Below are 23,299 nucleotides of genomic sequence, written 5' to 3'. Positions count from 1 at the left end.
CGTGAGTAGAGGAGACGCGTAGATGGACGTTACCGCCGGAGAAATCGCAGGCCTGATCGCGGCGGGCGCGTTTTTGATGCTCGTGCTGGTGCTCGCCGTGCCGATTCTCAAGCTGCGCCACACGGTCGACGCCGCCACCCAGGCGATCAACGACCTGAACGACCGGACCGGGCCGCTGCTCGGCAACGTCACCGACACGGTCAGCAACGTGAACACCGCGCTGGGCCAGGTCCAGGTCTCTTTGGACGGTGTCAACGTGCAGCTGGCCAAGGTCGACACGATGACCGAGCACGCGCAGAACGTCACGGCCAGCGTGGCCAACCTCGCCACCGTCGTGTCCGCCGCCGCCGCGAACCCGTTGATCAAGGTGGCGTCGTTCGGCTACGGCCTGCGCAAGGCCGCCGCCGCCCGCCGGCACGCCGAGGACGAGCGCGAGGTCCGCGTCTCCCTCAAGCAGCGCCGCAAGGCCGCCCGCGCGGCCCGCTGACCATCTCACCAGCTTTTCTAGCTCGGAAGGAAACACCGCCATGAAGCGGCTGCTCTGGCTGGGTGTCGGCCTGGCCGTCGGCGCCATCGTCGTGCGCAAGGTCACCCGTAAGGCCAACGAGTTCACCCCCACCGGCATCGCCACCTCCCTGTCGCAATCCGCTGGCGGTCTGGTCGAGTCGCTGCGTAGCTTCGTGGATGACGTCCGCGAGGGGATGGCCGAGCGCGAGCAGGAGATCCACCAGGCCTTCGCCGCGGGTGAGCTCTACGACGACCAATTCGCCGAGCTGCGTGACGGCACGCAGGGGCGGCATGCGAGTGAGGACCAGCGATGAAGACGGCGGAGATCAAGCGGCGCTTCCTGGCGCACTTCGAGGCGAACGGGCACACGGTCGTGCCGAGTGCCCCGCTGCCGGCCATCGACGACCCGAACCTGCTGTTCATCAACGCCGGCATGGTCCAGTTCGTGCCGTTCTTCCTCGGCCAGCGCACCCCGCCGTACCAGCGGGCCGTGAGCGTGCAGAAGTGCATCCGGACGCCCGACATCGACGAGGTCGGCAAGACCAGCCGGCACGGCACGTTCTTCCAGATGAACGGCAACTTCTCCTTCGGTGACTATTTCAAGGCCGAGGCCATCCGGCTGGCCTGGGAGCTGTCCACCAACCCGGTCGAGAAGGGCGGCTTCGGGCTGGACCCGGAGCGCATCTGGCCGACCGTCTACCTCGACGACGACGAGGCGTTCGAGATGTGGCGCGCGACCGGCGTGCCCGCCGAGCGGATCGTGCGCCGGGGCAAGAAGGACAACTGGTGGCACATGGGTATCCCCGGCCCGGGTGGCACCTGCTCGGAGCTCTTCTACGACCGTGGCCCCGAGTACGGCAAGGAGGGCGGCCCGGAGGTCGACGAGGACCGGTACATGGAGTACTGGAACCTCGTCTTCATGCAGTACGAGATCACCGACGTGAAGAGCAAGGAGAACTTCACGATCGTCAGCGATCTCCCCAAGAAGAACATCGACACCGGCATGGGGCTGGAGCGGGTCGCGTCCATCCTGCAGGGCGTCGACAACCTGTACGAGATCGACGAGGTCAAGCCGATCCTGGCCCGGGCGGCCGAGCTGTCCGGCAAGGTGTACGGCGCGCACTCCGGTCACGAGGCCGGCCTGTCGCACCCCGACGACGTCCGGCTGCGCGTGATCGCCGACCACGTCCGTACCGCGCTGATGCTGATCGGCGACGGGGTCACCCCGTCCAACGAGGGCCGCGGTTACGTGCTGCGCCGCATCATGCGCCGGGCGATCCGGGCCATGCGCCTGCTCGGCTGGCAGGGGGCCACGTTCCCCGAGCTGCTGCCGGTGGCGCGCGACTGCATGGCGCCGTCGTACCCGGAGCTGGCGGAGGAGTTCGGCCGGATCTCCACGTACGCGTACGCGGAGGAGGAGGCGTTCCTGTCCACGCTGCGCGCGGGCACGACGATCCTCGACACGGCGATCACCGAGACCAAGAAGTCCGGCGGCGCGAAGCTCAGCGGTTCGCAGGCGTTCCAGCTGCACGACACGTACGGCTTCCCGATCGACCTGACCCTGGAGATCGCGGCCGAGCAGGGCCTCGACGTCGACCAGGACGGCTTCCGCCGGTTGATGGCCGACCAGCGGTCCCGCGCGAAGGCGGACGCGGCCGCGCGCAAGACGGGCCACGCGGACCTGTCGGCGTACCGCACGGTGCTCGAGAACGGCGGACCGGTGCAGTTCACCGGCTACGCGGAGGTCTCCCGGGAGTCGCGGGTGCGTGCGCTGCTCGGCGACGGCGGCGCCAGTGTCGCGGCGGCGAACGAGGGTGACTATGTCGAGCTGGTGCTCGACACCACCCCGTTCTACGCCGAGGGCGGTGGCCAGCAGGCCGACACCGGCCTGATCAACGTCGGGGGCGGGCAGGTCGAGGTCGTCGACGTGCAGCAGCCGCTGCCCGGCCTGATCGTGCACAAGGCGCGGGTCGTTCGCGGTGAGGTGCGCGCGGGTGAGGCGGGCTTCGCCGAGATCGACGTGACCCGCCGCAAGGCGATCTCGCGGTCGCACACGGCGACCCACCTGATCCACCAGACCATGCGGGCGTTCCTCGGCGAGTCGGCGACCCAGGCGGGTTCGCTGAACGCTCCGGGCCGGCTGCGCTTCGACTTCAACACCCCCGGGGCCGTCTCGCCCGCGGTGCTGCACGACGTCGAGCAGCAGGTCAACGAGGTGCTGCTGCGTGACCTGGAAGTGCATGCGTTCGTCACCTCGCAGGAGGAGGCGCGCCGGCTCGGCGCGATGGCCCTGTTCGGGGAGAAGTACGGCGACGAGGTCCGAGTGGTTGAAGTCGGCGACTACGCGCGTGAACTCTGCGGCGGCACGCACGTGGCCCGCTCGGGTCAGCTGGGCCTGGTGAAGATCCTCAACGAGTCGTCGATCGGTTCCGGCGTCCGCCGGGTCGAGGCGCTCGTCGGCATCGACGCGTTCGGCTTCCTGGCCAAGGAGCACCTGCTCGTCGCGCGGCTCGCGGAGCTGTTCCGGGTGCCCGGCGACCAGGTCGCCGACCGGGTCGAGCAGACCGTGACGGCCCTGCGCGACGCCGAGAAGGAGCTCGAGAAGATGCGCGCGCAGCTGGTGCTCGGTGGGGCCGGTGCGCTGGCGGCGCAGGCCCGTGATCTGCGGGGCGTGGCGTACGTCGGGACCGAGGCACCCGAGGGTGCGGCGACCAACGACGTGCGTACCCTGGCCCAGGAGATCCGCGGCAAGATCGACGCCGGTCGTCCGGCGGTGGTCGCGGTCGCGGCCCGGTCCAACGGCAAGGCGTCACTCATCGTAGCGATCAACGCCACGGCGAAGAGTCGTGGTCTGTCCGCGGCCGATCTGGTCAAGGGCGCGCTCTCCGGCCGGGGTGGCGGCAACGCCGACCTCGCCCAGGGCGGCGGGGTGCCCGCTGACCAGGTGAATGTCTTGCTCGCAGCGGTGGAGAAGGCGGTCGGCGACGCCGCCTGAGAGGGAGGCCGTCGACATGTTGCCGTTGCCACGGGGTAGGCGGCTGGGTGTGGATGTGGGTAAGGTCCGCGTCGGGGTCGCACTCAGTGACCCTGACGGGATCCTGGCCACCCCCCTGGTCACGGTGCCCCGTGACATGGGTGCGGCGCCCGACGCCGTCCCCGGCGACATTGCTCAGCTCGTCCGCCTCGTGGGGGAGCACGAGGTGGTGCAGATCGTGGTGGGCCTCCCTGTGCGCCTCAACGGCGAGGAGGGGCCTGCCGCCATCGACATACGTGCGTACGCTGGGCGACTGGAACGGGCGGTAGGCTCCGTTCCGATCGTCCTGGCGGACGAGAGGATGTCGACCGTGGTCGCAACCCGTAGGCTGGCCGAACGTGGCGTACGGGGCAAGCGGCAACGGGCGGTCGTCGATCAGGCGGCCGCGGTGGAGATCCTGCAGAGCTGGCTGGACGCGCAGCGGAGGCAGACAAGATGATCGACGAGCTGGACCTGGCGTTCGACGAGCAGGCGGAGAAGGGCAGACCTCGCCACCGGCGGGGGTTCCGCGGTTCGAAGGGCGGCGGCGGCAAGGGCGGTAAGTCCGCGGTCGCCTTCCTCATGGTGTTCATCCTGCTGGGCGTGCTCGGCGTCGGCGGATACCTGGGCTACTCGAAGATCAAGGGTTTCTTCACGGCGGCCGACTACGACGGCCCCGGCACCGACCCGGTGCAGGTCAAGATCCCCAAGGACGCGTCGCTGACCGAGATCGGCAACGTGCTGTACGACGCCGATGTGGTCAAGAGCACAGCTGCCTTCACCGAGGCCGCGGACGCCAACCCCAAGGGCAAGAACATCCAGTCCGGCACGTACAACCTGCGCAAGCAGATGGCGGCCGCCCAGGCCGTGACCCTGATGCTCGATCCCAAGAGCCGGGTCACCAACGGCATCACCATTCCCGAGGGCAAGACCGCCAACCAGGTCTACGACATCCTGGCCAAGGCGACCGGGCTCAAAGCGGCCGATTTCAAGGCCGCGGCCAAGGACCCGGAGGCGCTCGGCGTCCCGGCGTTCTGGTTCAACCGCACCGACGGGCAGAAGAAGACGAAGTCGATCGAAGGCTTCCTCTTCCCGGACACGTACGAGTTCCCCCCGAAGGGCACCGCGGCGGAATACCTGACCCTCATGGTCGAGCACTTCATGAACGTCGCCAACGAGGTGGACTTCGTGAAGCAGGCCGAGACCCAGCGCAACATCAGCCCGTACGAGGTGCTGACGGTGGCGTCGCTGGCCCAGGCCGAGGCCGGCAACACCGAGGACTTCGGCAAGGTCGCCCGGGTGGCCTACAACCGGCTCTACGGCGACGACTTCCACTGCAAGTGCCTGGAGTTCGACGTCGGGATCAACTACTACTACCAGCTCACCGGCCGGCCGACGAAGCCGTCCGGCAAGATGACCGACAAAGAGCTGTACGACACGAAGAACCCGTACCGTCTGCACGGCAAGGACGGGCTCACGCCGACGCCGATCAACAACCCGGGCAAGGCCGCGCTGCAGGCCGCCCTCGCGCCGCCGAAGGGCAACTGGCTGTACTTCGTGGCGATCGACAAGCAGGGCCACTCGGCGTTCACCAACAGCTACCCCCAGCACGAGAAGAACATCGAGACCGCCAAGAAGAACGGCGTCCTCTGACGGTCCCCTAATCTGTGCCTGTGCAATCCACTGAGCGCGTCCGGCGAGCCGCCGTCTGCGGGAAACCGATCGGGCACTCCCTGTCCCCGGTCATCCACACCGCCGGCTTCGCCGCCGCGGGCCTGCTGACCTGGGCCTACACGGCGATCGAGTGCGCCGAGGCCGAGCTGCCCGGCCTGGTGGCCGGCCTCGGCCCGGAGTGGGCCGGGCTGTCGCTGACCATGCCGCTCAAAGAGGTCGCACTGACGCTGGCCGCGGCGGCGTCGCCGGTCGCGACCGCGATCGGCGCGGCCAACACCCTGGTACGGCGTCCCGACGGCACCTGGTTCGCCGACAACACCGACGTCCCGGGCATGGTCCGCGTCCTCGCCGACGCGGGCCTCGCGCCCGGCCCCAGCGGCACGGTGTCCAGCGCCCCGGGCTTCCACGCAGGCCACACGTCCGGCCCCAGCGTCACGGTGCTCGGGGGCGGCGGAACGGCCCGGGCCGCCCTGGCCGCCGCGGCCCAGCTCGGCGCCACTGACGTCACCGTGGTGACCCGGCGTCCCGAAGCCCGCGACGAGCTGGCCCCCGCCGCGGCCGCCCTGGGCGTGACCATCACCGGCGTGGAATGGGCCGACGCCCCGGCCGCCTTCGACGCCGACGCGGTGATCTCGACCGTGCCCAAGGGTGCGGCCGACGCGCTGGCGACCGCCGTGAAGTGGCGCCCCGGCACCGTGCTGTTCGACGCGATCTACGACCCGTGGCCGACCCCGCTGGCCGCCGCGGCCGCTCAGCACGGGGTCCCGGTGGTGTCCGGCCTCGACCTGCTGCTGGCCCAGGCGCTCGGCCAGTTCGAGCAGTTCACCGGTGTGCGCCCGGCACCGGAGGCGGCGATGCGGGCCGCCCTGACGGCGGCCTCCGCCGTCCGCTGAGCCGCTCAGGCCGCCCGCCGCGACCAGGTCAGGGTCAGCACCGACAGCAGCGCCACGAGCGCGAAGCTGACGATCGCCAGTGCCATCGGGATGCCGCGCCCCGGGTCACCGAAGCCGACCAGCGGCGCGGCCACTGCCGCGATCACCGACTGGATGCCGCCGAGGAGTGCGGCTGCCGTACCGGCTCGTTCGGGGTGCCGGTCCAGGGCCAGTGCGGTCCCGTTCGGGGTGATCATGCCGATGGTGCCGACCAGCACGAACAGCCCCGCGATCAGCGCCGCCAGGCTGCCCAGCAGGGCGGCGGTCAGCACAATGCCGCCCGCCACCACCTGCACCAGCAGCGTGACCAGCAGCAGCCGGCGGGGCGCGTACCGGTCCAGCAGCCGCCCGTTGGCCTGGCTGAGCACGATCAGTCCGCAGGCGTTCAGGCCGAACAGCAGGCTGAACACCGTGGGGGAGACGCCGTAGCCGTCCTGGAGCACGAACGACGAGCCGGAGATGTAGCTGAACAGCGCGGCGAACGCGAACGCCTGGGCCAGCGCGTACCCGAGGTAGAACCGGTCGGCGAAGAGCGTGCGGGCCGTCCGGGCGGTGTCGGCCAGGCCGCCGGGGCTGCGTCGCTCCGGTGGCAGCGTCTCCGGCATGCGCCAGCCGACGAGGGCCGTGAGCAGCGTCGCGATGACGCCGAGGGCGACGAAGATGCCGTGCCACGAGGTCACCTTCAGGACCGCGCTGCCCAGGCTCGGTGCGGCGATCGGGGCCACGCCGAAGATGAGCGTCAGCCGGGAGAAGAACTTCGCGGCGGCGACCCCGGCGTACAGGTCCCGCACGATCGCCCGGGCCACCACCACCCCGACGCCGCCCGCGATGCCCTCGGCCAGGCGGACCCCGGCCAGGATCGGCGCGGTCGGGGCGAGTGCGCACAGGAACGAGAAGATCGCGTACGCGCCGACGCCGATGATCAGCGGCCGGCGCCGTCCCCAGCGGTCACTGAGCGGGCCGCAGACCAGCTGCCCGACCGCCAGCCCGATCAGGCACGTGGTCAGCGACAGCTGCACCTGTGCATCGGCCACCCCGAGGTCCCGCGACAGCGCCGGGAACGCGGGCAGGTACATGTCCAGCGACAGCGGGCCGATCGCGGTGATGAGCCCGAGCATGACGACGAGCAGGGGCCCGTGGACGACCGGGACGGGCCGGACTACCGGCGTGGTGGGCTGGGACGACACCACCGGACGATAGCTCCGCGGCCGGCCCGTGGTCCGGCAGGCGGGACAGGGATGCCCGGCGCGGCGGCCAGCGACGACGGCGTGCCAGACTGTGACCCGTGTTGCGCTGGCTTACCGCAGGTGAATCCCACGGCCCGGCGCTCGTCGCCCTTCTCGAAGGGGTGCCCGCCGGTGTGCGGGTGACGAGCGAGGACATCGGCCGCGACCTCGCGCGCCGCCGTCTCGGCTACGGCCGGGGCGCGCGGATGGCGTTCGAGCAGGACGAGATCGAGATCATCGGCGGCATCCGCCACGGGGTCACCCTCGGCAGCCCGGTGGCGATCCGGATCGGCAACTCGGAGTGGCCCAAGTGGCGCACCGTGATGGCCGCCGACCCGGTCGACCCCGAGGAGCTCGCCGCCCAGGCCCGCAACGCGCCGCTGACCCGGCCCCGGCCGGGCCACGCCGACCTGGCCGGCATGCAGAAGTACGGCCACACCGACGCCCGGCCGATCCTGGAACGCGCCAGCGCCCGCGAGACCGCGGCCCGGGTGGCTGTCGGCGTGGTCGCCAAGGCACTGGTCAAGCAGGCGCTGGGCATCGACATCGTCTCGCACGTGATCGAGCTGGGTTCGGTCGCGGCCAAGGCCGGCCTGATCCCCACGCCCGACGACGCGGCCCGGATCGACGCCGACCCGTTGCGCTGCCTCGACCCGGAGGCCAGCGCCCGGATGGTGGCCGAGGTCGACGCGGCGAAGAAGGACGCGGACACCCTCGGCGGCATCGTGGAAGTGCTGGCCTGGGCCGTACCCCCGGGTCTGGGGTCGCATGTGCAGTGGGACCGCAAGCTGGACGCCCGGCTGGCCACCGCCCTGATGTCCATCCAGTCGGTCAAGGGCGTGGAGATCGGCGACGGGTTCACCCAGGCCCGCTCGCGCGGCTCGGTCGCGCACGACGAGATCATCCCGACCGCGGACGGCGTCAAGCGGATCACCGACCGGGCCGGCGGCCTGGAGGGCGGCATCACCAACGGCGAGAATCTGCGGGTCCGCGCCGCGCTGAAGCCGATCTCCTCGCTGAACCGCGCCCTGCAGACGGTCGACGTGGTCACCGGCGAGGCCACCACGGCGATCAACCAGCGTTCCGACGTGTGCGCGGTGCCGGCCGGCGCGGTGGTGGCCGAGGCCATGGTCGCGCTGGTGCTGGCCGAGGCCGCGACGGAGAAGTTCGGCGGCGACTCGGTCGCCGAGATCCGCCGCAACCTGGCCGGCTACCTCGACAGTCTGCTGATCCGGTGACCGCACCGGCCGCGGTGATCGTCGGTCCGCCCGGCGCGGGCAAGACCACGGTCGGGCAGGCGGTGGCCGCGCTGCTCGGCGTGGACTTCGCCGACACCGACCACCTGATCGAGGAGCGCGCCGGCAAGCCGATCCCGGAGATCTTCTTCGACGACGGCGAGGACGCCTTCCGGGCCCTGGAACGCACGACGATCGCCGAGGCGCTCGGCTCGTTCCCCGGCGTGCTCGCCCTCGGCGGTGGCGCGATCCTGCACGACGGCACCCGCGAGTCGCTGCGGGAGCACACCGTGGTGTTCCTCTCGGTGGAGCTGTCCGACGCGGTCAAGCGGGTCGGGCTGGGCGCGGGCCGCCCGCTGCTGTCGGTGAACCCGCGGGCGACCCTGAAATACCTGATGGAGCAGCGCCGCCCGCTCTACGCGTCGGTGGCCACCCACACGATCGCGACCGACGGCCGCAGCCCCGAGGAGATCGCCGCCGAGCTAGCCGCGCTGCTCAAGAATCCGGGCTAGCGCGGCCGGCTGGCTCAGCATCGGCCAGTGGCCGGTGGGCAGCATCACGACCTCGGCCTCGGTGAGACCGGCGAAGAACGGATGGCCGGCGGCCATCATCTCCTTGATCTGCTCCTCCGGGAACGTGCAGGCGACCAGCGTGGTCGGCAGATCCAGGGAGGTGGCCCGGGCGCCGAGCGGCTGCTCCACCGAGGCGCGGGGGTGCGGTGTGCTCCTCGTATGCAGCAGCGTCAACGCCGCCTCGTCCAGCCCGGCCAGCAGCACCGGGTCGGCGTCGGCGTCCCACTCGCGGGGCGGCACCGCGTCACCCGGGCCGGCCGGCTCCCCGGACATCGACTGCTGGGTGGTGCCCTCCGGCAGCGGCCCGCTGTCCACATAGACCACCCGGGCGATCCGCTCCCGCAACCGCAGCGCCGCGGCACTCACCGGCATCCCGCCGTAGCTGTGCCCGACCAGCACCACGTCCCGCAGGTCCTCGGTCTCGACCAGCCGGACGATGTCCTCGATGTGGGTGTCCAGATCAACGCCGGGACCGAGCAGATGGGAGCGGTCGGCGACGCCGGTCAACGTCAGCGGGAAGACCTCGTGCCCGCTGCCGCGCAGCGCCGCCGTCACGTCGTGCCAGGCCCATCCGCCGAGCCACAGTCCGGAAACCAGAACGTATGTCGTCATGCCCGCACGCTAAACCGGATACCGGACGATTCCGGTCCGGTATGGGGTGGAGAATTGCCGGCATGCCGCACCCCGCCTCACGTGTCCTCGCCATGCTGGAGCTGCTCCAGGCCCACCGCGGCATCCGCGGCGCCGAGCTGGCGGCCCGGCTCGCGGTGGATGAGCGTACGGTCCGCCGGTACGCGGGCACCCTGGCCGAGCTGGGCATCCCGGTGACGGCGGAACGCGGCCGGTACGGGGGCTACCGGCTCCTGCCCGGTTTCAAGCTGCCACCACTGATGCTCACCGACGACGAAGCGGTGGCCGTAGTGCTGGGCCTGGTGGCGGCGGACAGCCTCGGGTTGGCGACGGACGCCCCGGCGAGCGCCGCCGCGGAAGCGAAGATCACCCGGGTCCTGCCGGCGGCCCTGGCTGACCGGCTGGCGGCCCTGCGGGCGAGCCTGGGCCTGACCATGCGCCGCCGCGAGGCGGACGCTGCGCCGCGCCACGGCGCCACGCCGTCGACTGCTGATCTGTTGCTGACGCTGGGTACGGCGACCCGCTCGCAGCAGCGGCTCGCGCTCACCTACCGCACACCCCGCCGCCGCCCGCCCACCGAAGACGCGCCGGATACGCCGAACCCGACGCCCGAAGCGCCGGCGCCTGATTCGCGGGTGGCTGGTCCGCGGGCGGTCGATCCGCAGGCCGCTGATCCGCTGGTGGCGACCGCGGGTGATGGGGGCCAATCGGGCCGTGACCACCCCACCGCACCGACCAGATCAACCCGTCGGATCAGGCCGGGCGGGCCGGCGGCGGAGATGGCCGACCAGGCGGCGGCAGCCACGGGCCGCGCGGGACCGGCGATCGAGCCGGACGGTCCGGCGGACCCCGCCGAGGCCGAGGCCGGGACCGCGGCGCGGGTGAGCCGGCGGCAGGTCGATCCCTACGGGCTGGTGTTCCACAGTGGCCGCTGGTATCTCGTCGCCCATGACCACCGCACCGACGAGATCCGGTCGTTCCGGCTGGACCGGATCGCCGCCGCCGTGCCCACCGGCGAGGACTTCGAGGCGCCGCCGAACTTCGACGCCGTCGCGCACGTCACCCGGCAGTGGGCCGGGCTGCCCTGGAAGTGGGAGGTCGAGGTGCTGATCGAAGCCGACGTCGCCCAGGTGCGCCGCCGGATCCCGGTCGCCATCGCGGATGTCACCGAGGTCGCCGACGGGGTGCGGCTGAGCTGCCGGGCGCAGAGCCTGCCCGGGATGGCGCAGATGCTGGCCGGGCTGGGCTGGCCGTTCACGGTGGTCCAGCCGGACGAGCTGCGGACCGCTCTGGCCGAGCACGCCGCGCAACTCGCCCGCTACGCCGCCCGCTGACCCAGCCGCCCGCCGACCCCGCCGCCCGTCAGCTCAGCGGTCCGCTGACCGGGCCGACCGCTGGCAGAGCCGGCCGTAATCCCAGCCGGCCGCCGGCTAGCTCAGCCGCGCCTCGAGCGCCTCGACCCGCTGGATCAGTGGACGCAGCTCCTGCCGTACCACCGTGGTGAGCTCTTCCGGTCCGACCGGCGGCTTCGTCGCCCGCAGGTGGGCGTAGCCGCTGAGGGCGGCCGACACCGTCCGCCGCACCGTCCGGGCGTCGGCGCCCGCCGCCCGCAGGGTCCGCCCGGCGATCCCGTCCGGCTCGGCCGCGAGGCCGATGAGCAGATGCTCGCACCCCACGTAGTTGTGTCCGAGCGCGGTCGCCTCGGCGACCAGCATCTCCAGCGCGTTCGCGGCCGGCGTGCTGTAGCGCAGCCCCGGCCCGCCGCCCGGCTCGTCCTGCTCGGCCCAGGTGAGTGTCGCGGGCTCGATCTCCATCGCCCGCAGCAGGCGCAGCGCCAGGTTCTCGCCCTCGGTGATCATGGCGCGGAGCAGGTGGCCGGTGCCGACGTTGGGCGCGCCGGCGTCGCGGGCGGCGTTGATCGCCAGGGAGAGCACGGTGATCGCCCTGGGGGTGAACGAGGGCAGGGTGGCCGCGAGCCGGTCGGCGTCGAGGTCGCCCAGGGCGGTCTGCCGGATCACGGTGATCCGGCGGACCGCCTCCTCCAGGGCTCGCTGGCAGATCGCGGACACGGGCAGGCCGGACTCGCGGACGGCGTCGGCCAGTTCGTCGGGCAGGTAGACGTTGATTTTCGGCATGACCTAGATGTAACCCGTGATGGGGTTAGGTGTCTATAACCCCATGCCGCCAGCACTAGGATCAGCGCTGATGGACGACGTGACGCGAATCCCTGTGCCCGGTGACCGGCCCTATGACGTACTCGTCGGCCGGGGGTTGCTCGACGCCCTGCCCGGGCTGGTCGACGGCGCTGTGCGGGCCGCCGTCCTCCATGCTCCGCCGCTCAAGGAGCGGGCGGCCGCAGCCGCCGACGCCCTGTCGGCGGCGGGCATCCGGCCGCTGCCGATCGAGGTGCCCGACGCCGAGGCCGGCAAGTCGATCGACGTGGCCGCGCGCTGCTGGGACGAGCTCGGTGCGGCCGGTTTCACCCGCACCGACGTGGTTCTGGGCATCGGTGGCGGCGCGGTGACCGACCTGGCCGGGTTCGTCGCGGCGAGCTGGCTGCGCGGCGTGCGCTGGGTGCCGGTCTCCACGTCGCTGCTGGGCATGGTCGACGCGGCCGTCGGCGGCAAGACCGGCGTCAACACCGCCGCGGGCAAGAACCTGGTCGGTGCCTTCCACCCGCCCGCCGGAGTGCTGTGCGACCTCGACGTGCTCGACACGCTTCCCGGTGACGACCTGGTCGCCGGGCTCGCCGAGGTGGCCAAGTGCGGCTTCATCGCCGACCCGGTGATCCTCGACCTCATCGAGGGTGACCCGGCGGCGGCGGCCGACCCGCGCAGTGCCGTGCTGCGTGAGCTGGTCGAGCGGGCGATCCGGGTCAAGGCCCACGTGGTCGGCAACGACCTGCGCGAGTCCGGCCTGCGGGAGATCCTCAACTACGGTCACACGCTGGCCCACGCGATCGAGAAGAACGAGCATTACGCCTGGAAGCACGGCCACGCGGTCGCCGTCGGCCTGATCTACGCGGGCGAGCTGTCCCGGCTGTCCGGCCGGCTGGACGACGCGACCGCGGCCCGTCACCGGGCGGTGCTGACCCTGCTCGGGCTGCCGGTCAGCTATCAAGCCGCGGCCTGGCCCGACCTGCTCGCCGCCATGCGCGTCGACAAGAAGGCCCGGGCCGACACCCTGCGCTTCGTCGTGCTCGACGGCCTGGCGCGGCCGGGCATCCTCACCGGTCCTTCCGAGCAGACCCTGGCCGAGGCCTACCGGGCGGTGTCCGCGTGAAGACCTACGTCCTGAACGGGCCGAACCTGGGCCGGCTCGGCACCCGCCAGGTCGACGTCTACGGCGTCACCTCGTACGCCGACCTGGTCAAGCTGTGCCAGGAGGAGGGGCGTGAGCTCGGCCTGGACGTCGAGGTGCGGCAGACCGACGCCGAGCACGAGATGCTGGGCTGGCTGCATGCCGCCGCCGACGAGGAGGCCCCGGTGGTGCTCAACCCGGGCGCCTGGTCGCACTACTCGTACGCGGTCCGCGACGCCTGCGCGATGCTGCGCGCCCCGCTGGTCGAGGTGCACATCAGCAACATCCACGCCCGTGAGCAGTTCCGGCACCACTCGGTCGTCTCGGCGGTCGCCACCGGGGTGATCGCGGGCCTCGGCGTCGACGGTTACCGCCTCGCGCTGCGGCACCTCGCCGGTCGCCGTTGACCCGATTCGCCTGTTCACGACTCACGCCGGTAAACTCGCTCGGTCACCTCCCCGCGTCATCTGACCATCACGCTTTCAAAGACCAAGGCAGGACATGGCTTCCACCAACGACCTGAAGAACGGCCTCGTGCTCAACCTCGAAGGCGCCCTCTGGGCCGTCGTCGAGTTCCAGCACGTCAAGCCGGGCAAGGGCGGGGCGTTCGTGCGCACCACGCTCAAGAACGTCCTCTCCGGCAAGGTCGTTGACAAGACGTTCAACGCCGGCACCCGGGTCGAGACCGCGACCGTGGACAAGCGCACGATGCAGTACCTCTACCAGGACGGTGAGGACTTCGTCTTCATGGACCTGGACACCTTCGAGCAGATCACGGTGCCCGGCCCGACCGTCGGCGACAACGCGAACTACCTGCTCCCCGAGGCCGAGGCCACCGTCGCCACCCACGAGGGCGTGCCGCTCTACATCGAGCTGCCGACCAGCGTCTTCCTCGAGGTGACCTACACCGAGCCCGGCCTGCAGGGCGACCGCTCCACCGGCGGCACCAAGCCCGCCACCGTCGAGACCGGCGCGACGGTCAATGTCCCGCTCTTCATCACCACCGGTGAGAAGATCAAGGTCGACACCCGCGACGGCCGTTACCTCGGCCGTAGCTGATGGCCGAGGGCCCCAAGACCCAGATGCCGGCGCGCCGCAAGGCGCGCAAGCGGGCGCTGGACGTCCTCTACGAGGCCGACCTGCGCGATCTGCCGCCGGCGCAGGTCCTGGTCACCTACCTGGACCGTATCGAGAAGCCCCGCCCCGACCACCTGGACTACACGGTCAGCCTGGTCGAGGGCGTGGCGAAGAACCTCGACCGGATCGACGAGCTGATCGCCAGCTACGCCGAGGGCTGGACCATCGACCGCATGCCGGTGGTGGACCGCAACCTCGCGCGCATCGCGGTCTTCGAGCTGCTCTACGTGGGCGAGATCGACGACCCGGTGGCGATCTCCGAGGCGGTCGAACTGGCCAAGCAGATGTCCACCGACGACAGCCCGCGCTTCCTCAACGGGCTGCTCGGACGCATCGCCGAGTTCGCCAGCAGATAGTTCCTGTGCAACGACGGCCCGGATCTTGTGGTCCGGGCCGTTTTCTGTGGGAAGACCGAAGATCAAGGTCCGGTCGTGCCTGGTTGCATGGTGCGGACCGTCGCTCCCGCCGAGACCGGTCGCTGCGCTCCCTGCCAGGTGCGTGAGTTGGTTGCGCTTCCGCGCTGCGCGCGAAGGTCGACCCCAACGCTGCGCTGAAGATCTTTCTGTGAGTGATGCGGTCACCCGCGGTCACGGGAATCATGACCGCCGGCGGCCGCGCCCGGGCGTGGGAGATTCGGCCCGGGTGCCGTTGACCAGCATCGATCTGATCGATGGGGGTCAGTGGGGCGAGGTTCCGGTGACCGACCCGGCGTCGGTTGTGACCGCGACCGGTCGTGTCGGGCCATCTTTCGAGCGGGTCGGCCACAGCGCGGGGGTGTGACCAAGATCGCGATAGCCGGGCCCGGTCGGCAACGCTGTGTATCCCGCGCCTGGTGCCGCGGCCGCGTTGATCGCTTTGGGTGAGGTCACCCGGTCGGCCGAGGCTGGCCGGGGCGGTCACCCGGCGCGGTGACCGAGCGGACCGGGCGGCGGGCGGGGCGCGTCGGCCGGCGGGCCGGACCGGCGGAGGGCGGGGCAGTCAGGACGGGTCGGTGAAGACGCGAAGAGGGGACCCGCGTGTGCGGGACCCCTCTTCGGTGGCGGCGATCAGGAGGCGAAGAACGCCCGCGGGTCGGCGACCAGCACACCCTGCTCGGTCAGGCGCTCGATGAGGCCGGACGGCGAGATGTCGTACACGATGGCGAGCGCGCGCAGGTCGTCCGCACGGATCGACAGGACGCGTCCGTTGTAGTCACCGCGCTGCTGCTGTATGGCCCGGGCGTAGCGCGCGACGTAGGCCAGGTCCTCACCGGCGGCGTCGTACAGCTTCTCCAGGTCGAGCACGATCTTGTTGGTGGCCTCGAGCCGGACACCACTGCCGTCGGGCAGCAGCTCCGAGACGGGGACGCGGTAGAAGTCGGCCAGTTCGGCGAGGCGCGACACGGTGACGGCGCGGTCGCCACGCTCGTACGAACCCACGACGACGGCCTTCCAGCGGCCGTTCGACTTCTCTTCCACGCCCTGCAGGGACAGGCCCTGCTGCTGGCGGATGGAGCGCAGGCGGGCGCCCAACGACTTGGCGTACTCAGACGGCATTCGGACACTCCCAGTACTGTGCTGGCCCGGAGGGTTCTTCCTCGGATCGCTACGCTGCGTGACGGTACGGAGTTTGCAACCTCTGGTCAAGTGTCGACCGATGAGTCGCCGAGCCCGAGACTGAGTTGCCCGCATTCGTCCGTCTGGTCCGCGGGTCAGCCACGTCACCATGGTCAACGCCGCGCTCACTGGTAACGTAGCGTCAGCCATCAAGCGGCCCCTACCCGGGTCTGCTTGACCGACGTCCTTTAACGACCCGTCCCGTGAGGCGGGGAAGGAGGTCCGCTGTGGCGTCCCTACGTGACACCCACATCGGCAATGGGCAAGGTAAGACGCAAGGTAAAACCGTCCTCTCTCCGGCGGATCTGCACCGGGTGGTCGACCGGATCGCGCACCAGATCCTGGAGAAGACCTCCGGCGCCACCGGCACCGTGCTGCTGGGCATTCCGACCCGCGGCGTACCGCTGGCCCGCCGGCTCGCCGCCCGCATCCACGCCTTCGAGGGCATCGACGTGCCGGTCGGCGCGCTCGACATCACGCTCTACCGCGACGACCTGCGGCTGCACGCCACCCGCGCGCTCGGCAAGACCGAGATCCCGGGCGACGGCATCGACGGGCGCCGGGTCATCCTGGTCGACGACGTGCTGTTCTCCGGCCGCACGGTGCGGGCCGCGCTGGACGCGCTCAACGACGTCGGCCGGCCCAGCTCCGTGCAGCTCGCCGTGCTGGTCGACCGCGGCCACCGGGAGCTGCCGATCCGCGCCGACTACGTCGGCAAGAACATCCCCACCGCGCAGTCGGAGAGCGTGCGGGTCTCGCTGGCCGAGACCGACGGCGGCGTGGACGAGGTACGGCTCTCCGGCTCGGAGGAGACTCGATGATCAAGCACCTGCGCTCGGCCGCCGACCTGGACGCCGAGACCGCCACCCTGATCCTGGACACCGCCGGCGAGATGGCCGCCCTGGCCGGCCGCGAGGTCAAGAAGCTGCCCACCCTGCGCGGCCGTACGGTGGTCAACCTCTTCTACGAGGACTCCACCCGTACCCGGATCTCGTTCGAGGCGGCGGCCAAGCGGCTCTCCGCCGATGTGATCAATTTCTCGGCCAAGGGTTCCAGCGTGTCGAAGGGCGAGAGCCTCAAGGACACCGCGCTGACCCTGCAGGCGATGGGCGCCGACGCGGTCGTGATCCGGCACCCGGCCAGCGGCGCGCCGCACCGGCTGGCGTCCTGGGTGGACGGTTCGGTGATCAACGCCGGGGACGGCACCCACGAGCACCCGACCCAGGCGCTGCTGGACGCGTACACGATGCGCTCGCGGCTCGGCCGGATCGACGGCCTGCGGGTGACGATCGTGGGCGACGTCCTGCACAGCCGGGTCGCCCGGTCCAACGTGCTGCTCCTGAGCACCCTCGGGGCCAAGGTCACCCTGGTCGGGCCGCCGACGCTGATCCCGGTGGACATCGCCGCCGCGCTGGAGCCGGCCACCGAGGTCTCCTACGACCTGGACAGCGTGCTGCCGGACACCGACGTGGTGATGATGCTGCGGGTGCAGACCGAGCGGATGCAGGACTCCTTCTTCCCCTCGGCCCGCGAGTACAGCCGGCGCTACGGCCTCGACGTGCCCCGGATGCGCAAGCTGCCGGAGCACGCGATCGTCATGCACCCCGGACCGATGAACCGCGGCATGGAGATCGCGCCCGAGGTGGCCGACTCCTCCCGCTCCACGATCGTCGAACAGGTCGCCAACGGTGTCAGCGCCCGGATGGCCGTTCTCTACCTGCTGCTCGGAGGCAAGGCATGACCTCGTACCTGATCAAGGGTGTTTCCCTGCTCGGCGCCGCGCCGGCCGACCTGCTGATCCGCGACGGGGTGATCGCCACCGGTACGGACCCGCACGCCGAGGTCGTCGACGCCGCCGGGCTGGTCGCCCTGCCCGGCCTGGTCGACCTGCACACCCACCTGCGCGAGCCCGGCCGCGAGGACGCCGAGACGGTCGAGACCGGCTCGCGCGCGGCGGCCCTCGGCGGCTACACGGCGGTCTTCGCGATGGCCAACACCTCGCCGGTCGCGGACACCGCCGGTGTCGTCGAGCAGGTCTGGCGGCTGGGCCGCGAGGCCGGCCTGGTCGACGTGCAGCCGATCGGCGCGGTCACGGTCGGGCTGGCCGGCAAGCAGCTGGCCGAGCTGGGCGCGATGGCCACCTCGGCCGCCGGTGTGCGGATCTTCTCCGACGACGGCCACTGCGTCGCCGACCCGCGCCTGATGCGCCGCGCCCTGGAATACGTCAAGGCGTTCGACGGCATCATCGCCCAGCACGCGGAGGAGCCGCGGCTGACCGAGGGCGCCCAGATGCACGAGGGTGAGGTCTCCACCCGGCTCGGGCTGACCGGCTGGCCCGCGGTGGCCGAGGAGGCGATCATCGCCCGCGACGTGCTGCTGGCCGAGCACGTCGGCAGCCGCCTGCACGTCTGCCACGTCTCCACCGCCGGGTCGGTCGAGGTGCTGCGCCAGGCCAAGGCCCGCGGCGTACGCGTGACCGCCGAGGTCACGCCGCACCACCTGCTGCTCACCGACGAGCTCGCGGCCAGCTACGACCCGGTCTACAAGGTCAACCCGCCGCTGCGCACCGCCGCCGACGTGCAGGCCCTGCGCCAGGCCCTGGTCGACGGTGTGATCGACATCGTGGCCACCGACCATGCGCCGCACGCGGTCGAGGACAAAGAATGTGAGTGGGCCTACGCCCGCCCGGGCATGGTGGGTCTCGAGACGGCACTGCCGGTCGTGCTCTCCGTGCTCGGCGATCTGAGCCCCGATCATCGATGGGAGCTCATAGCCGAGCGCATGTCCCGCGCCCCGGCCCGCATCGCCGGCCTCACCGGGCACGGCACCGACCTCGCGGCCGGCTCGCCGGCCAACCTGACGCTGGTGGACCCGTCCGCCCGCCGGGTCGTCGACCCGGCCGAGCTGGCGAGCCGCAGCCGCAACACACCGTACGCGGGCACCACCCTGCCGGGTCGCATCGTCGCGACCTTCCTCCGGGGAGAGCCGACAGTCCTGGACGGAAAGGCCGTCAAATGAAACCAGCTGTTCTTGTTCTTGAAGATGGACGCACGTTCCTCGGTTCCTCCTACGGCGCCGAGGGGGAGACCTTCGGCGAGGCCGTGTTCACCACCGGCATGACCGGCTACCAGGAGACGCTGACCGACCCGTCGTACCACCGGCAGGTCGTCGTGCAGACCGCGCCGCAGATCGGCAACACCGGCGTCAACGCCGAGGACGACGAGTCGGACCGGATCTGGGTGGCCGGCTACGTGGTCCGCGACCCGGCCCGCCGGCCGTCGAACTGGCGCTCGACCGGTGACCTCGGTGAGCGGCTCGCCGCCGAGGGCGTCGTCGGCATCAGCGGCGTCGACACCCGCGCCCTGACCCGGCATCTGCGCGAACGCGGCGCGATGCGGGTCGGCATCTCGACCGTCGACCTCGACCCGGCGTCGCTGCTGGACCGCGTCCATTCCCAGCCGCAGATGGCCGGCGCGGACCTGTCCGCCGAGGTCACCACGGCCGAGCGCTACACGGTCGAGGCGGTCGGCGAGCACCGGTACACGGTCGCCGCGCTGGACCTGGGCATCAAGCGCAACGTCTCCCGGCGGCTGGCCGAGCGCGGCGTCACCACGCACATCTTCCCGGCCTCCTCGACGATCGAGCAGCTGCTGGAGGTCAGCCCGGACGCGGTGTTCCTGTCACCCGGCCCGGGCGACCCGGCCACCGCGGACGTGCCGGTGGAGCTGGCCCGGGCGGTCCTGACCCGCCGGGTGCCGCTGTTCGGCATCTGCTTCGGCAGCCAGATCCTGGGCCGCGCGCTCGGCTTCGGCACCTACAAGCTGGGGTACGGCCACCGCGGCATCAACCAGCCGGTGTTCGACCGGACCACGGGCAAGGTCGAGGTCACCTCGCACAACCACGGTTTCGCGGTCGACGCCCCGCTGAACACGGTCATCGACACCGAGTTCGGTGGTGTCGAGGTCTCGCACGTCTGCCTCAACGACAACGTGGTCGAAGGTCTGCGGGCGCTGGACGTGCCCGCGTTCACGGTCCAGTACCACCCCGAAGCGGCAGCCGGCCCGCACGACGCGGACTACCTGTTCGACCGTTTCGTGGAGCTCGTCGAGAAGGTTGAGGCCCGCTGATGCCGAAGCGCTCCGATCTGCAGCACGTGATGGTGATCGGCTCCGGCCCGATCGTCATCGGCCAGGCCTGCGAGTTCGACTACTCCGGCACCCAGGCGTGCCGGGTACTGCGCGCCGAGGGGCTGCGCGTCTCGCTGGTCAACTCCAACCCGGCCACGATCATGACCGACCCGGAGTTCGCCGACGCCACCTACGTCGAGCCGATCACCCCCGAGTTCGTCGAGCTGGTCATCGCCAAGGAACGCCCGGACGCGATCCTGCCCACCCTGGGCGGGCAGACCGCGCTGAACACCGCGATCGCCCTGCACGAGAACGGCGTCCTGGAGAAGTACGGCGTCGAGCTGATCGGCGCGAACGTCGACGCCATCCGCAAGGGCGAGGACCGCCAGCTGTTCAAGGACATCGTGGCCAAGGCCGGGGGCGAGACGCCTCGCTCGCGGGTCTGCCACTCGATGGACCAGGTGCACGCGGCAGTGGCCGAGCTGGGCCTGCCGGTGGTCATCCGCCCGTCGTTCACCATGGGCGGCTTCGGCTCCGGCATGGCCCACAACGACGAGGACCTCGACCGCCTGGCCGGTGGCGGCCTGGCGGCCTCCCCGGTGCACGAGGTGCTGATCGAGGAGAGCGTGCTCGGCTGGAAGGAGTACGAGCTCGAGCTGATGCGCGACAAGCACGACAACGTCGTGGTGGTCTGCTCGATCGAGAACGTCGACCCGATGGGTGTGCACACCGGCGACAGCGTCACCGTCGCCCCGGCCATGACCCTCACCGACCGCGAGTACCAGAAGCTCCGCGACCTGGGCATCGCCGTGCTGCGTGAGGTCGGCGTGGACACCGGCGGCTGCAACATCCAGTTCGCGATCAACCCGGCCGACGGCCGCCTGGTCGTGATCGAGATGAACCCGCGGGTGTCGCGGTCCAGCGCGCTGGCCTCGAAGGCCACCGGCTTCCCGATCGCCAAGATCGCCGCCAAGCTGGCCATCGGCTACACCCTGGACGAGATCCCGAACGACATCACGCTCAAGACCCCGGCGGCGTTCGAGCCGGCGCTGGACTACGTGGTCGTCAAGATCCCGCGGTTCGCGTTCGAGAAGTTCCCCGGCGCGGACGCCGAGCTGACCACCACGATGAAGTCGGTCGGCGAGGCGATGAGCCTGGGCCGCAACTTCGCCGAGGCGCTCAACAAGGCGATGCGCTCGATGGAGACCAAGGCCGCCGGCTTCTGGACCACCCCCGACGAGGCCGATCTCGACGCCGCTCTGGCCGCGTTGCGCGTCCCGCACGACGGCCGGCTCTACACGGTCGAGCGCGCGCTGCGGCTGGGTGCGAGCGTCGAGCAGGTGCACGAGGCCAGCGGCGGGATCGACCCGTGGTTCCTCGACGAGATCGCCGCCCTGATCGAGCTGCGGGACGCTGTCGAGGCGGCCCCGGTGCTCGACGAGGCCCTGCTGCGCCGCGCGAAGCGCTCGGGCTTCTCCGACCGCCAGCTCGCCGCGCTGCGCCCGGAACTGGCCGGCGAGGACGGCGTACGCAGCCTGCGGCACCGGCTCGGGGTGCGGCCGGTCTACAAGACGGTCGACACCTGCGCCGCCGAGTTCGCCGCGAACACGCCGTACCACTACTCCACGTACGAGGAGGAGACCGAGGTCGCGCCGTCCGACCGGCCCAAGGTGCTGATCCTCGGGTCCGGGCCGAACCGGATCGGGCAGGGCATCGAGTTCGACTACTCCTGCGTGCACGCGGTCATGGCGCTGCGCGAGGTCGACTTCGAGACCGTCATGGTCAACTGCAACCCGGAGACGGTCTCCACCGACTACGACACCGCCGACCGGCTCTACTTCGAGCCGCTGACCTTCGAGGACGTCCTGGAGGTGTTCCACTCCGAGGACTCGTCCGGCAAGGCCGCCGGCGGGCCCGGTGTGGTCGGTGTGATCGTGCAGCTGGGCGGGCAGACCCCGCTCGGCCTGGCCCAGCGCCTCAAGGATGCGGGCGTACCCATCGTCGGCACCTCGCCCGAGTCGATCGACCTGGCCGAGGACCGCGGCGCGTTCGGCCAGGTCCTGCACCGGGCCGGCCTGCGCTCGCCCGAGCACGGCACCGCGACCAGCTTCGACGAGGCCAAGACCATCGCCGACGAGATCGGCTACCCCGTGCTGGTCCGGCCGTCGTACGTGCTCGGCGGCCGCGGCATGGAGATCGTGTACGACGAGCCGACGCTGGCCGACTACATCGCCCGGGCCACCGAGATCTCGCCGGACCACCCGGTGCTGGTCGACCGCTTCCTGGACGACGCGATCGAGATCGACGTGGACGCGCTCTGCGACGCCACCGGCGAGGTCTACCTCGGCGGCGTCATGGAGCACATCGAGGAGGCCGGCATCCACTCCGGCGACTCGTCCTGCTCGCTACCGCCGGTCACCCTGGCCGGTTCGCACCTGGCCGAGGTACGCCGCTACACCGAGGCGATCGCCCGCGGCGTGGGCGTGCGCGGCCTGCTCAACGTCCAGTACGCCCTCAAGGACGACACGCTCTACGTCCTCGAGGCCAACCCGCGCGCGTCCCGGACGGTCCCGTTCGTCTCCAAGGCGACGGCGGTGCCGCTGGCCAAGGCGGCCGCCCGGATCATGCTCGGCGCCACCATCAAGGAGCTGCGCGAGGAGGGCATCCTGTTCCGCAGCCGCGACGGCGGCGAGACCCCGGCCAACGCACCGATCGCGGTGAAGGAGGCGGTGCTGCCGTTCAAGCGGTTCCGCACCCCGGCCGGCAAGGGCGTGGACAGCCTGCTCGGCCCGGAGATGAAGTCGACCGGCGAGGTCATGGGCATCGACCCCGCCTTCGGGCCGGCCTTCGCCAAGTCGCAGGCGGCCGCGTACGGCTCGCTGCCGACCAGCGGCAAGATCTTCGTCTCGGTGGCCAACCGCGACAAGCGCTCGATGATCTTCCCGGTCAAGCGCCTGGCCGACCTGGGCTTCACCATCGTCACCACGGCCGGCACCGGCGAGGTGCTGCGCCGGCACGGCATCGAGTGCGAGATCGTGCCCAAGCACTTCGAGAGCCCCGGCCAGAACGCGGTGGCGCTGATCCAGGCGGGCGAGATCGCCCTGATCATCAACACGCCGCAGGGTTCGGGGGCGAGCGCCCGCTCGGACGGCTACGAGATCCGCAGCGCTGCCGTCACGTACGACATCCCCAGCATCACCACCGTGCCGGGCGCGGCCGCGGCGGTGATGGGCATCGAGGCCCTGATGCGCGGCGACATGACGGTCCGCCCGCTGCAGGAGCTGCACGCCATGCTGCGGGAGGGCGAGTGAGTTCGTTCGCGAGCGAACCGCCGACACGGGGCACGGCCGA

At 71.2% G+C, this 23,299-nt stretch carries 22 protein-coding genes; 18 read left to right on the top strand and 4 right to left on the bottom strand.

Translation table 11 applies throughout. From position 1 onward, the window contains the following. Positions 1-22: 22 nt before the first annotated feature. The 6 genes from ACWEOZ_RS13895 to ACWEOZ_RS13870 are packed head-to-tail and all read left to right on the top strand — an operon-like array spanning position 23 to position 6,087. Positions 23-487 (top strand): DUF948 domain-containing protein, encoded by a 465-nt coding sequence (locus ACWEOZ_RS13895; protein WP_451911069.1) that lies wholly within the window; start codon positions 23-25, stop codon positions 485-487. A gap of 40 nt (positions 488-527) precedes the next feature. Beyond that, positions 528-821, top strand: a complete 294-nt coding sequence (locus ACWEOZ_RS13890; RefSeq protein ID WP_451911068.1) for a hypothetical protein — start codon at positions 528-530, stop codon at positions 819-821. Beyond that, positions 818-3,502: an alanine--tRNA ligase gene (gene alaS, locus ACWEOZ_RS13885; RefSeq protein ID WP_451911067.1), complete on the top strand. Its 2,685-nt coding sequence runs from the start codon at positions 818-820 to the stop codon at positions 3,500-3,502. The genes ACWEOZ_RS13890 and alaS overlap by 4 nt, the downstream gene beginning before the upstream one ends. A gap of 16 nt (positions 3,503-3,518) precedes the next feature. Continuing rightward, the gene (ruvX, locus tag ACWEOZ_RS13880) at positions 3,519-3,980 is read left to right on the top strand and encodes a Holliday junction resolvase RuvX (RefSeq protein ID WP_360556172.1); all 462 of its coding nucleotides are present in this window, start codon (positions 3,519-3,521) and stop codon (positions 3,978-3,980) included. Beyond that, entirely contained in the window at positions 3,977-5,173 is a 1,197-nt protein-coding gene (gene mltG / locus ACWEOZ_RS13875) for an endolytic transglycosylase MltG (protein WP_451911066.1), read from the top strand. The genes ruvX and mltG overlap by 4 nt, the downstream gene beginning before the upstream one ends. 20 nt (positions 5,174-5,193) lie before the next feature. Next, the gene (locus ACWEOZ_RS13870; protein ID WP_451911065.1) at positions 5,194-6,087 is read left to right on the top strand and encodes a shikimate dehydrogenase; all 894 of its coding nucleotides are present in this window, start codon (positions 5,194-5,196) and stop codon (positions 6,085-6,087) included. A gap of 5 nt (positions 6,088-6,092) precedes the next feature. On the opposite strand, the gene ACWEOZ_RS13865 is transcribed toward ACWEOZ_RS13870, so the two are convergent. After that, entirely contained in the window at positions 6,093-7,313 is a 1,221-nt protein-coding gene (locus ACWEOZ_RS13865; protein WP_451911064.1) for a multidrug effflux MFS transporter, read from the bottom strand. A gap of 98 nt (positions 7,314-7,411) precedes the next feature. On the opposite strand from ACWEOZ_RS13865, the gene aroC reads away from it, so the two are divergent. Together aroC and ACWEOZ_RS13855 are read left to right on the top strand one after the other, a co-directional pair. Then, positions 7,412-8,590 carry a chorismate synthase gene (gene aroC / locus ACWEOZ_RS13860; RefSeq protein ID WP_451911063.1) on the top strand — a complete coding sequence of 393 codons (1,179 nt, stop codon included), beginning with the start codon at positions 7,412-7,414 and terminating at the stop codon, positions 8,588-8,590. Continuing rightward, a complete protein-coding gene (locus ACWEOZ_RS13855) occupies positions 8,587-9,099 on the top strand; it encodes a shikimate kinase (RefSeq protein ID WP_451911062.1) in 513 nt (170 codons plus the stop codon). Before aroC ends, ACWEOZ_RS13855 begins: the two co-directional genes overlap by 4 nt. Here ACWEOZ_RS13855 and ACWEOZ_RS13850 read toward each other — a convergent pair. Next, entirely contained in the window at positions 9,070-9,771 is a 702-nt protein-coding gene (locus ACWEOZ_RS13850) for an alpha/beta fold hydrolase (RefSeq protein ID WP_451911061.1), read from the bottom strand. The two genes, ACWEOZ_RS13855 and ACWEOZ_RS13850, sit on opposite strands and share 30 nt — an antisense overlap. 62 nt (positions 9,772-9,833) lie before the next feature. Here ACWEOZ_RS13850 and ACWEOZ_RS13845 point away from each other — a divergent pair, with 62 nt between their 5' ends. After that, complete coding sequence (locus ACWEOZ_RS13845; RefSeq protein ID WP_451911060.1) at positions 9,834-11,123, top strand: helix-turn-helix transcriptional regulator; 1,290 nt, start codon at positions 9,834-9,836, stop codon at positions 11,121-11,123. Positions 11,124-11,219: 96 nt separating this feature from the next. Here the strand turns inward: ACWEOZ_RS13845 and ACWEOZ_RS13840 are convergent, their stop codons facing one another. Further along, complete coding sequence (locus ACWEOZ_RS13840; RefSeq protein ID WP_451911059.1) at positions 11,220-11,924, bottom strand: Clp protease N-terminal domain-containing protein; 705 nt, start codon at positions 11,922-11,924, stop codon at positions 11,220-11,222. Positions 11,925-11,994: 70 nt separating this feature from the next. On the opposite strand from ACWEOZ_RS13840, the gene aroB reads away from it, so the two are divergent. The 4 genes from aroB to nusB all read left to right on the top strand — a co-directional run bounded on the left by aroB (position 11,995) and on the right by nusB (position 14,582). Then, positions 11,995-13,071, top strand: a complete 1,077-nt coding sequence (gene aroB, locus ACWEOZ_RS13835) for a 3-dehydroquinate synthase (protein ID WP_451911058.1) — start codon at positions 11,995-11,997, stop codon at positions 13,069-13,071. Continuing rightward, on the top strand, positions 13,068-13,496 hold the full coding sequence (gene aroQ, locus ACWEOZ_RS13830; protein WP_451911057.1) for a type II 3-dehydroquinate dehydratase: 429 nt from the start codon (positions 13,068-13,070) through the stop codon (positions 13,494-13,496). The genes aroB and aroQ overlap by 4 nt, the downstream gene beginning before the upstream one ends. A gap of 94 nt (positions 13,497-13,590) precedes the next feature. Further along, positions 13,591-14,148, top strand: a complete 558-nt coding sequence (gene efp, locus ACWEOZ_RS13825; RefSeq protein WP_212992656.1) for an elongation factor P — start codon at positions 13,591-13,593, stop codon at positions 14,146-14,148. 23 nt (positions 14,149-14,171) lie between these two features. Then, positions 14,172-14,582, top strand: a complete 411-nt coding sequence (nusB, locus tag ACWEOZ_RS13820; protein WP_212992722.1) for a transcription antitermination factor NusB — start codon at positions 14,172-14,174, stop codon at positions 14,580-14,582. A 690-nt stretch (positions 14,583-15,272) separates the two neighbouring features. Here the strand turns inward: nusB and bldD are convergent. Then, entirely contained in the window at positions 15,273-15,761 is a 489-nt protein-coding gene (gene bldD, locus ACWEOZ_RS13815) for a transcriptional regulator BldD (protein ID WP_015624001.1), read from the bottom strand. A gap of 311 nt (positions 15,762-16,072) precedes the next feature. Between bldD and pyrR the strand changes: the two genes are divergently transcribed. Genes pyrR through carB form a run of 5 tightly spaced genes read left to right on the top strand, consistent with a single transcriptional unit; the run spans position 16,073 to position 23,259 of the window. Continuing rightward, positions 16,073-16,642 carry a bifunctional pyr operon transcriptional regulator/uracil phosphoribosyltransferase PyrR gene (pyrR, locus tag ACWEOZ_RS13810; protein WP_451911136.1) on the top strand — a complete coding sequence of 190 codons (570 nt, stop codon included), beginning with the start codon at positions 16,073-16,075 and terminating at the stop codon, positions 16,640-16,642. Then, positions 16,639-17,562, top strand: a complete 924-nt coding sequence (locus ACWEOZ_RS13805; protein ID WP_451911056.1) for an aspartate carbamoyltransferase catalytic subunit — start codon at positions 16,639-16,641, stop codon at positions 17,560-17,562. Before pyrR ends, ACWEOZ_RS13805 begins: the two co-directional genes overlap by 4 nt. Further along, positions 17,559-18,839 (top strand): dihydroorotase, encoded by a 1,281-nt coding sequence (locus ACWEOZ_RS13800; protein ID WP_451911055.1) that lies wholly within the window; start codon positions 17,559-17,561, stop codon positions 18,837-18,839. The genes ACWEOZ_RS13805 and ACWEOZ_RS13800 overlap by 4 nt, the downstream gene beginning before the upstream one ends. Then, the gene (gene carA / locus ACWEOZ_RS13795) at positions 18,836-19,948 is read left to right on the top strand and encodes a glutamine-hydrolyzing carbamoyl-phosphate synthase small subunit (protein ID WP_451911054.1); all 1,113 of its coding nucleotides are present in this window, start codon (positions 18,836-18,838) and stop codon (positions 19,946-19,948) included. Before ACWEOZ_RS13800 ends, carA begins: the two co-directional genes overlap by 4 nt. Then, a complete protein-coding gene (gene carB, locus ACWEOZ_RS13790; RefSeq protein WP_451911053.1) occupies positions 19,948-23,259 on the top strand; it encodes a carbamoyl-phosphate synthase large subunit in 3,312 nt (1,103 codons plus the stop codon). The genes carA and carB overlap by 1 nt, the downstream gene beginning before the upstream one ends. Positions 23,260-23,299: the final 40 nt, after the last annotated feature.

The sequence above is a fragment of the Actinoplanes sp. NPDC004185 genome (genome assembly GCF_053603475.1).
Note: the sequence above shows the minus strand (reverse complement) of the source record. Positions and strands in the feature narration are given on the sequence as shown.